This is a genomic window from Aliiroseovarius sp. Z3 (assembly GCF_029105185.1).
Taxonomy (GTDB): Bacteria; Pseudomonadota; Alphaproteobacteria; order Rhodobacterales; family Rhodobacteraceae; genus Aliiroseovarius.
Genome location: NZ_JAFMZK010000008.1, coordinates 116581 through 127366 on the forward strand (window position 1 = coordinate 116581; position 10786 = coordinate 127366).

General features: G+C 60.3%; 4 protein-coding genes. All 4 read right to left on the reverse strand.

Annotated features, from left to right (window positions below; translation table 11 throughout):
• The 4 genes from nosZ to J3R80_RS14285 all read right to left on the reverse strand — a co-directional run bounded on the left by nosZ (window position 1) and on the right by J3R80_RS14285 (window position 10772).
• On the reverse strand, window positions 1-1917 hold the full coding sequence (gene nosZ, locus J3R80_RS14270; protein WP_275394463.1) for a TAT-dependent nitrous-oxide reductase: 1917 nt from the start codon (window positions 1915-1917) through the stop codon (window positions 1-3).
• Between the two features lie 22 nt (window positions 1918-1939).
• Window positions 1940-4057 (reverse strand): NosR/NirI family protein, encoded by a 2118-nt coding sequence (locus J3R80_RS14275; RefSeq protein WP_275394534.1) that lies wholly within the window; start codon window positions 4055-4057, stop codon window positions 1940-1942.
• A 59-nt stretch (window positions 4058-4116) separates the two neighbouring features.
• A complete protein-coding gene (locus J3R80_RS14280) occupies window positions 4117-4587 on the reverse strand; it encodes a DUF2946 family protein (RefSeq protein ID WP_275394464.1) in 471 nt (156 codons plus the stop codon).
• Window positions 4588-4706: 119 nt separating this feature from the next.
• The gene (locus tag J3R80_RS14285; protein WP_275394465.1) at window positions 4707-10772 is read right to left on the reverse strand and encodes a type I polyketide synthase; all 6066 of its coding nucleotides are present in this window, start codon (window positions 10770-10772) and stop codon (window positions 4707-4709) included.
• Between the last annotated feature and the right edge of the window lie 14 nt (window positions 10773-10786).

A 10786-nucleotide genomic window follows, 5' to 3' on the forward strand; every position in this document is an offset into this window, starting at 1 on the left:
TTAGGCCTTCGGTTTCACAAACATCCGGCCGCGCATCTCCATGTGAAGTGCGTGGCAGAACCACTGGCAATAGTACCAGTAGACGCCGGGTTTGGCTGCGGTGAAGGTGACGGACGATGTCGCCATCGGCCCGATCTCCATTGCCACGCCGTGGTTGTTCATCGTGAAGCCGTGGGTCAGATCGTCGATGTCATCCAGATTGGTAATGATCACCGTCACCTCGTCACCCTCGGTCACTTCGAACGTCTCAAGCGAGAAGGTCGGCGCTTGGCTCGACATATAAACGCGCACCTTGTTGCCGTCGCGAATGACGGTGTCCATGTAATCATCAATGTCGACACCATCGGCTTCGGCCTGCTTGCGTGTCTCGGCCCAAGTCGGGTCATTGCGATCCCAGACGTTGACGGGGTTCACGATGTCACGACGGACGATGATCGAGTCGTGCGGTTCGGCAAAGGTCGGGCCGTCATGCACCACTTTCATGTCATCGGTCGAGATGTCGATCACCTGCTCGTTCTCGGGCTTCAACGGACCCACGTTCAGGAAGCGGTCTTTCGAGAATTTGTTCATCGAGATCAGCCACTTACCATCAGCCTCCTTGGTTTCACCCATCGAGGTCGAGTTGTGGCCCGGCTGATAGTGCACGTCCACTTTCGAAATGATGGGATCAACCTCGGCACCGTTATGGGCTTCGATTGCCTTGTCGATGTTCCACTTCACGACCTGGCTGTCCAGGAACAGAGTGGTGAAGGCGTTGCCCTGACCGTCATAAGCGGTGTGAAGCGGACCAAGGCCCAGCTCGGGTTCAGCCACAACGCAGGAGCGCGGATCGGCATCCGAATCGAACAGGGCATCCATTTTGGTCACGTCCAGAACGGTGCAGGTTGGTGACAGTTTGCCGTTGATCACAACGTGCTTCATGTCAGGCGCGGTGTTGACGCCGTGCGGGCTGTTCGGGATCGGAACATAGCGGGTATATTTCTTGTTCTGACCCTTGCGGCCGTCGATCACTTTGACGCCGTTCATCTCGGTGAAATCACCGGCGGCGATACCCGCTTCGATTTCGGCAAGGTTGAAGATCACGACGTGGTCCAGTTCGTTCTCGGTCATCTCGGCCAGGTTCATCCCCATTTCCGAGTTGTACGAGGTCGAGTAGGCGTATTTGCCCTGATAGTCGCAGTCGGTGTTATCAAGGTTGCCCGACACCATGACCTGCCATGCGATCTCCATCGTGTCACCGTCCAGCGCGGTGAAGAAGTTCACGTATTGGCTGGGATCATCCAGGATCGAGCCGTCGTTTACGATCGGTGTCTCGTCTTCACCATTGGCAAACACATAACCGGTGCGCGGGAATTTCTGTGGGCGCAGGCCGTGAATGGCTTTTGCGTTTGGAATCTCCACGATCTTGTCGCACTTCATCACATCACAACGCACGCGAGCCACGCGGGTGTTGGCCTTGTCGTTCATGAAAAGATAGCGACCATCATAGGTGCCGTCGGTGAACGACATGTGCGGGTGGTGCAGGTCGCCGTTGTCATGGATGCGCTTGCCGTTGGCCTCAAGGAAGGCTTTGGTCTCGGGCAGCATACCGTCATCAAAGACTTTCAGGCTTTCATTGGTTTGACCCCAGCCCGTGGCCGAGCAGCGGTTGAACACGGGCACCCGCATCAGCTCGCGCATCGACGGGAAGCCCAGAATGCGCAGTTCGCCGGTCTGGCCCGACGACCAGAAGCCGTAATATTCGTCCAGCTCGCCCGGAGCCAGCTCAACTGAACCCGCAGCGCGCGCAGGTGTGGCCGTCAGGGCCGATCCGCCGATGCCGGTGCCAGCGACAACCGCACCAGTGGCGGCAGCTCCCAACATGCCGCGACGGGTCATCGCCAATTTGGACGGGAACAGTTTGGTTTCTTCAGTCATTTCAGATACCTCCTTCAAGGATTTATGACGTCTTGGCATTAGGGTGATTTGCCGGTGGGTTTTTGGGCGGAATGTTCAGATCCGCCGCCCCGATCTTCTCGCGCCGCTTCAGTTTGCGGATCACGACCGGGCATTTGTCGGCCGACTGATACAAAACCTGACAATGCAGACAGTCGACACACTCGTTTGGATTGATCTCGCCCGTCGGGTGAATGGCCTGAACAGGGCATTCATTTGCACAAGTCTGACAGGGATTGCCGCATTCCTTGTAGCGTTTCAGCCAGTCGAACATGCGGATACGCGCCGGGATCGCCAATGCACCGCCAAGCGGGCAGACGTATCGGCAATAGAACCGTTCAACGAACAGGTTCGCAACGATGATCGCGACCGCAAAGACCACGAAGGGCCAGTCGCGCACGAATTTCAGAATGATCGCGGTCTTGAAGGGTTCGACTTCGGCATAGTGTTCGGCCATCGAAAGCGACACCATGCTCAGCCCAAACAGGCCGAAGAAGATCATGTATTTGATGGGCCACAGGCGTTCGTGCAGACCCCAAGGCAGGGTCCATTGCGGCACCTTGAACGCGCGCGCGATGCGGTTCGTCAGCTCTTGCAGCGCACCGAAGGGGCACAGCCAGCCGCAATAAGCCCCACGGCCCCAGAACACCAAGGCGGCAGCAACAGCGAACCACTGGATGAACACCAGCGGATCCATCAGGAACGCATCCCAGGTAAATCCGCTGCGCAGGCTGTTGATCAGCGCCAACAGGTTCACCACCGACAGTTGCGCGTTGGCATACCAGCCAAGGAAGAACAGCGTGAAGGTCAGGAACCCCATGCGGAACCAGAAAAAGACGCGGGCATTCGCGGTGGCCTGGAACTGGAAGAAGAACGTGCCCGTCAGCACCAGAAGCATGGCGCCAAGGATGCCGATCTCGACCGACTTGTCTTGCCAGATGCGCTTCCACAGCTGCGACTTGGCGGCAGCTTCGTCATCGACATCGTTCAGAATGGGCGCCGGGGCGGCCACTGGCAGCAGATAATCCTGCGGCAGTTTGTAATCCAGATCGAAGGTCAGGAAGGTCTTGTCAATTGCCCCGACCGCGCGTTGCACCAACAATTGCAGGCGGAAAGGTTCTGCCGGATTGAAGTCAGCCTCGGCCGGGATCTTGAACAGATCCATCTCGGTAAAGCTGGGATTATCTGGCGTGGCCAGATTGCCCACACGACGGTGCTGTTTGTCAAAGAACCGGACAGATTTGTCGCCCTGGATCATATGAATGCGGTCAAAGATACCGCCCCGGACATAGCCCGATCCTTTGAAGCTGTAGGCCCCCCGCCCCATCACAAGGATCGCATGTTCGCCATCGCCCAGCCAGTTCGTGAGGTTTCTGTACTCCGCATCACCCAACAACGATTTACCGATGGACGGCACGGACACCAACGCCATGTGCATGTCGATAAACGTGTCGTCCGGCGCGCCCTTTTCCGGGCGCTTGATGGCACGTGCGTCTCCGGTTTCCTCGAACGCTGCGTTGATCTGGCCCACATCCAGCGTCATGCGGCGCACCGATCCGTCACCTGCGAGTGTGGTCCAGTCCGAAATGGTTTCTTGCGACATATCCACTTCGCGTTTCGGCCCTTCGGCCTGCGCGGGGGACAGATCGCCAAGGCCCAGACCGCGTGCGACCTTGATGCCCGCGCGCACAAGGCTGTCGTCGATCACCATGATCGTCACGGTCGCGCCGGAAATGATGTCCAGATCATGCGCGGTGCCACCAGCGGCCACCTCGGCCTTCAGGTCCAGACCCTTGTAGCCCTCGGTCACCTTGATCATTTTCGAATTGGGGATACCGATCAGCACGATCGGTTCCGAGTGCTTGACCAGCTTCACACCCGTCAAAATCGCATCCGCGTCAATCGCGGCAACAACATGGATGGGTTTACCGGAATATCCTGTCGTCCCAACGAAATCCGAGGTCAGGAAGGCATAAGCAACCGTCTCGCCGCCCTTCAGAACAGGGGCAACCGGCACATCGTCGCGGATCGGGCCGAACGCATCGGCACCTTCAGCCAGGTCAGAGGGTGAAATGTCGGGAAGGAAATTTGCGAGGCTTTCGGCCTTTGCCTCGCCCGCCATGACCCCGGCAAGGATCACAACAATGGCACTGAGCCAGTAATAGATCGCGCGCTTCGTATTCACAGCGCACCTCCGTTTTCTTGGATTGACGCCATGAACGCACGCGCGGCGCGGTCAGCTGTTTTCTTGTTCGCGGCTGGAGGTCCACGGGTTTCGGGCCAGGCACGTCTAAGCGCAACACCCAAGGTTTGGGGATTAAGCAGCACGATCTGCGCGGCAACATGCGACGGTGCCAACTGCGGTTGACGGTTATCAACCAAGGCGGCCATCGACGCGGCACACATCACACAGTCAAAACAGTCGTGACAATCGTCTGGTACAGGCAATGACGGATCCGAAAGGTCCACCTGCACATATTCCGTGCCAAAATCAGAACAGATTTCGATCCATGTCCCGTTGGACGCATAACCCATCGAAGACGTAAAGAGCTGCAGCACCAAAGCAAGCAGAGACGCGGTCAAAGCAGCATTGCCGGCGGTCCGACGGACGGCCCCCGCAATGATCGCTGACATCTGCCACACACGGCGCATCGCCGAATCCCTTTAAGCGTTTCAGCCTAGGGTGTGCGGGATGGAGCGCCGTGCTTCCTTGATAAAAGTCATGCATTGTTGCTGCTGGAAGCGTTTGCTGTTTGACCGGAACTGATAAGTTACTCTTTCCGAAGCAACAACTTATTCAGAACATCACCAATTTGAATGATGGCCGGTTCGGTCATCATCGTGAAATGGTCGCAGTCAAATTCGCGTATGTCGATGGGACCATCAATATAGCGGTCCCAGCCAAGCTTTGGCCCCGCTGCGATAAACAATGTTCCCGCCTTTCGCGCTTTGAACAGCGTGACAGCCGCGTCTTGTCTTGGTGTTTCATACCGGGTTTGCGCGTCGACAAAGGCGTCGGTCATACGCTGCCCGATCAGTTCGTCGGGCAGTTGGTCGCCCGCGGCCAGATGTTGACGGATCAACTCGGCGTTGCGCCGATCTTCGTCGCGGCCCTGTCTGCGTTCGCGCCAGCCCAGGGCGAACTCCAGATCCCATTTGCGTGCCGCCCACAGTTTCTGCGCCAGCGACAGGGGTTTGTGTGACATATGCGGGGCAATCGTGTCGAAATAGACCAGCGTTTCGACCTCGTCGCCCGCTTCGCGCAACTGCCGCATCATCTCATAGGCCACCACACCGCCACCGGAATAGCCGGACAGGCGATAGGGGCCGATCGGTTGATAGTCCCGCACCGCCCGAATATAGCGTTCGGCCATCGCCTCGATCGTTTCGTCAACCTCGATACCACCATCTGACCCAAGGGCGCGCAGACCCACGAACGGAATGCTTGGATCCAGAAAGCCCGCAAGCGGGCGGAAGTTCAGGATGTTCCCCCCGGCCCCATGGATACAATAGAAGGGCCGCACATATTCGGACCCTTTGGTGATCACGACAAGCGGGCTCCACGGTTTGGTGGATGGTTTGCGATCCGGAGTGTCGGTCGCGGTGCCATCCACAGCCTCGATCCCTGCCTTATCGCGCACCAGTGCCGCCAATGTTGCGATGGTCGGGGCTTCGAACAAGGTCGCCAAGGGAAGGGATACCTCGTACTCCTTGCGGATACGTCCGAACATGCGCACGGCGCTGAGCGAATGCCCCCCGAGGTCGAAGAAATCATCCTCCAAACCGATCCCGTCGACACCCAGAATTTCACCCCAAATTCCTGCGAGCTTCGCCGCCACCGGATCGGCGATCGCACCACCCGATCCGCTGCGTTTTTCACCCGTTTTTGCGGGTTTGTTCGCCTCGGCCATGGCCAACGCCACAAGATCAAGTGATGTGGGCGACACCACCAGATGCTTGTCCGGATGGGCAAAGGCACGATTAAACACGGCGGCGGCTTCCTGGTCGCGAATGCCTGTGGCCAGAAGTTGATCGGTCAAACGCGCCGCCTTGGGAACAGCCGACAATTGCGCACGGTCAATGGCGCGTAACGCCAGATGTTCGATCACCATCAACGGTGCACCATCCTCGGATGTGATCAGCACATCGAAAGCGACGAATGACCCCGGCGTTTCAGCAACCTTGCGCGCCCGGCTGATCACGCGGGCTGGCAGGGGGGCAAAGATCCGCACCCGTTCGGCGGACATGGGCGCATAGATCGGATGATCGGCCGTCAGGTCCAACAGACCCAGCCCGAAGGTGGCGGCCATATCCAGAAGCGCGGGATGCACCGGGTGATGCTCATGATCTCCGGCGAAGGTATCGGACAGGCTGAAATGCCCCTCGATCACATCGGCGTTGCGGCGCGTGTCGGTCACGCTGTCCCAGCGTGGGCCAAACTCGATCAGATCCTCTTGAGTGCCGCGTGTGTCGCGCGCAACGGGCAACAGCTCGGCGGTGCGCACCAGGTCATCCGGCAGGGACGTGTCTTGCCCACGCACAATCCTGATCCGCATCTGCGCATGATCCGTCATTTGTGCATCACTGCCGAGACGGCTTTCGACGGTCAGGTCATACCCGTCCAGAACCGGGCGCAGCGAAATTTGCATCACACGCGGCAATCCATCACTGAATACCATCGGCTGGGTCAGTGACAGTGCGTTGATCTCGAACGATTTCCCTTTCAATACCTGTCGCGCCGCCGCGAAGGCCAGCTCGATATAGGCGGTGCCGGGCAGAACGGAATGACCGGCCACCACATGTTCGGACAATTCCCAATTCTGTTCCGGATCCAAAACGCGCTGGAAGATGATGGATTTATCCTCTCCCGCGCTCTGCTGGCCCAGAATGCCTTGATCATCGCCGGACATCTCGTGCCCATATGCGCGTGCGACCATACCGCTGTCACGCCATGTGCCCCATGCAATCGACAAACCGTCAGGGCGTGAGGCCGCCAAGGCATCCACCGCCGCGTTGCCCGCGACATAAGCCACCTGCCCCGGTGGTCCAACCTCAACCGACGTGGACGAGATCGTCGCAAAAACATCCAACGAACCAACCGGCAACAGGCGGTTCAACAGCTCTCCACCCAGCAACTTGGGGGCCGTGACGGCCGCGGCCGCGCTGGCTGAACGCGCGGCCAATGGCGCATCGTCCAGCAAACCTGCCGCATGAATAACGCCGTTCACCGCGCCAAACCGGTCACGAACCGTGTCTATTGCATCGCTCAGAGCAGCTTCTTTCGTCACATCGGCAGCCAACACCAACAGCGCGCCACCGGCGGCGGCGATCTCGGCCTCGAACGCTGGGTCGGGTTGGGCCGAGCGCGACAGAAGCGCGACTTTCGCCCCTGCGGTCTGCGCCAGCCACAGGGCCATTTGGCGGCCAATGCCACCAGTCCCCCCGGTGATCAGGTAGGTGCCGTTTTGGCGCAAACGCTTGGGCAACTCCGCCGCGCCCGCATTGGAGGGCGGTGCAAGCACACGCCGACGCACCAGGCGTTCTTCCCCATCCCGCAGCGCGACCAGATCATCTGGGCTGCTGCCCGCAACCTCGGCCAACAAGGCGGCGGCGCAATCTGCGCTGCCGGGTTGCAGATCGACAAGCACCGCGCCCAGACCCGGCACCTCGCGTGGGGCGGATCGAACCACCCCCAGCAATGAGGCATTCCGGGGTGTGAACGTGACGCCATCCGCCATCGCATCTGGGTTGCTGGTCACAATGCCCAGGCGCGTTCCCGGCGACACCTCGGCCTGTTGCAACATCCGCGCGAGGTCATAGGCGTTTTCAAACACCTGATCACCCGCCAAGGACCAAAGTGACAGGATGCGGGGTGGCACGTCGCCCAACGCCTGCCCCAACAGGTCATAATCCTCGGCACGGTCCGGGCGCAGGGTATAGCCGCCATCAATGGCCGCAAACGCATCCCCACGCATCACACGGATCACCTGCGCCCCGGCGGCCGCCAGTGCGTCCAGAATCTTTGCGGACAGGGCATCATCATTGGCAAAAACAAGCCACGGTCCCGACAGGTCCGCTGCCAACCCTGTGCGCGGTGCGACCTGCCATTCCAGCTTCTCGAACCACATGTCGATGTCGTCGATCCGGGGAATTGCCAGCGCGTCATCATCCACGCTGTCCCCGGCACCCTTACCGGGTTCGATCCAATGCCGTTGCTTTTCAAACGCGTATGTCGGCAGGGACACGCGCTGGCCCGTGGTTGCGACAGCGTTCGACCAATCGACCGAATGCCCCGCAGCCCATAGCCCACCGAACGCCGCAAGGGCCGCCCCATATTCGTCAGTGGTATCCGTCACCGCCGGCGCACTGGGCAGGATTGCAGCTGCTGGATGATCGCCGACCGCCGCGCCCACCAGAGGGCCAAGGGTTTGGCCCGGGCCAACCTCGATCACAATCCGGTTGGGTGCATCAAGGGCGGCCGCGACCGCATCGGTGAAGCGCACCGTGTGGCGCAAATGCCGAACCCAGTAATCGGCACAGGCCAGATCGTCATCCTGCGCCCAGTCGCCGCGCAGTGACGAGACCATGGGCACTGTCGGTTGGGCGAACTGAACGCCGTCAAACCCGGCGCGGAACCGGTCCAACTGTCCGTCAAGCTGACGCGAATGGGCGGCCACGTCGATGTGAATGCGCCGCGCTTCGATTTCATCGCTGGCCAGTTTCTTCTCAAATGCCTCGATTTCGGACAAGGGGCCGGACACGACGGTGGTTTCCGCGGTGTTGATCGCGGCAATGTCCAAGCCATCCGGCAGCATTGCACGGGTTTCATCCTCGGGAAACGGCACAGTCGTCATGGCACCCGTTGGGGCCGCATCCATCACCTGACCGCGCAGGGTCACGATGGCAAGCGCGTCCGGCAGGGTCATGGCACCCGCGACAACCGCGCCCGCATATTCGCCCACGCTATGCGCAAGGATCGCGTCAGGCGTGACCCCCCAGCCTTTCCAAACCGCAGCATAGGCGTATTCCAGAATGAAAAGCGCTGGAATCGCATAGCCGGATTGGCCCAGTTTGCGGCGCGCCTCGGCATCCTCCAGCGCGCAGTCAAACATCACATGATACAGATCTTCGGGGGCCGTCTTGGGCAACGCGGCAAAGCACGCGCTGACCGCATCCGCAAACACTTTTGACTGTGCCAGCATCCCCGCACCCGCGCCGGGATATTGCGCCCCGCCGCCGGGGAACAGAAAGACAATTTGCGTCGGACCATCGGCTGCCTTGGCCCGTCGGGACAAAACAGAGTTCGCCTGCCCAAGCACGGTTGCAAGCTCATCCGCCGAACGCGCCGCGACAACGCGACGTTCCGTGAAAGCGCGCCGCCCTTCACGCAAAGTATAGGCGATATCATTGACGGGCGGAGCATCTGTCAGAAACGCGTCCCACGCAGCGCGCCCGGCCTCCAGCGACGCGTCGGTGCGCGCCGAGAACGGGAAAAGTTGCCAGTTTCCATCACTCGCCGACGGAGCGCGTTCCGGGGCCTCTTCGACCACAACATGCGCGTTCGTACCACCGACCCCAAGCGAGTTTACGGCGGCGCGCAGCGGGACCTCCCCACCTTTCCAGTCGCGCCCATCAGCGACCACCTGGAACGGGCTGGCATCGAAATCGAACCGCTTGTTCGGGGTCGCGAAGTTCAGACTGGCGGGCAGGTAGTTATGGCGCATCGCCTCGACCACCTTGATCAGGCTGGCCGCCCCTGCCGCCGTATCCGTGTGACCGATATTGGTCTTGACCGAGCCGATGCCGATGCTGCCCTTGGGCGCGTCTCCGTAAACCTGATCCAGCGCCGACAGCTCGATCGGGTCACCAATCGGCGTGCCGGTGCCGTGCGTCTCGATATAGCTGATTGACGAGGGATCGACCCCGGCCAGCGCCACGGCCTCGGCAGCGGCCTCGGCCTGCCCGTCGACCGAGGGCGCAAGATAGCTGGCCTTGCCCGACCCGTCATTGTTGATCGCGCTGGCCAGAATGACCGCCTTGATGTCATCCCCATCCGCGATGGCATCATCATACCGGCGCAACACGACCATCGCCGCGCCCGAGCCGAACACCGTGCCCTGACTGTCATCGTCAAACGCCCGGCACAGCCCGTCAGGTGACAGGATTTCACCGGGGGAATATCCATATCCCACCCGATGCGGCAGTTCGATCGTGACGCCGCCCGCCAGCGCCATGTCGCATTCCATGTTCAGAAGCGAACTGGCGGCCATATGCACGGCGACAAGCGATGTCGAACACGCGGTCTGCACCGCGACCGACGGCCCGGTCAGGTTCAGCAGATAAGACAGCCGCGTGGTCAGGAAATCCTTGTCATTGCCTGTATGGCGCAGCAGGAAATACCCGATCTCGTCCAGCAGCTCTGGGTTGGACAGAAGGTTGTACGGCATATAGGTCTGCATCCCGGACCCGGCATAGACCCCGATGCGCCCGTCGAAATTTTCCGGCATGTGGCCCGCGTCTTCCAATGCCTCCCACGAGCATTGCAGAAAATGCCGATGCTGCGGGTCCATGATCGATGCCTCCTTCGGGGAAAACCCGAAAAAGCCTGCGTCGAAACACTCCATATCCGGGAAAATATGCGCCACCTTCACATAGCGCGGATCGGCAAGCGTCTTGCGCGGCACACCGGCGGACAGCAGATCGGCATCAGACAGGCGCGTTTCGCTGGACCGGCCATCCGCCAGCAGACGCCAGAAGTCACGCACCGTCGGGGCGGATGCAAAGCGCCCGGATCGCCCGACAATCGCGATCTTGTTGTGGTTGTTTTCTGCCGTCATGCGCTGATTCCTGC

Bases quoted from the DNA above. Each gene is read 5' to 3' on its own strand.
- nosZ (WP_275394463.1), bottom strand. From the start codon at position 1,917: ATGACTGAAGAAACCAAACTGTTCCCGTCCAAATTGGCGATGACCCGT.
- J3R80_RS14275 (WP_275394534.1), bottom strand. From the start codon at position 4,057: ATGGCGGGCGAGGCAAAGGCCGAAAGCCTCGCAAATTTCCTTCCCGAC.
- J3R80_RS14285 (WP_275394465.1), bottom strand. From the start codon at position 10,772: ATGACGGCAGAAAACAACCACAACAAGATCGCGATTGTCGGGCGATCC.
- J3R80_RS14280 (WP_275394464.1), bottom strand. From the start codon at position 4,587: ATGCGCCGTGTGTGGCAGATGTCAGCGATCATTGCGGGGGCCGTCCGT.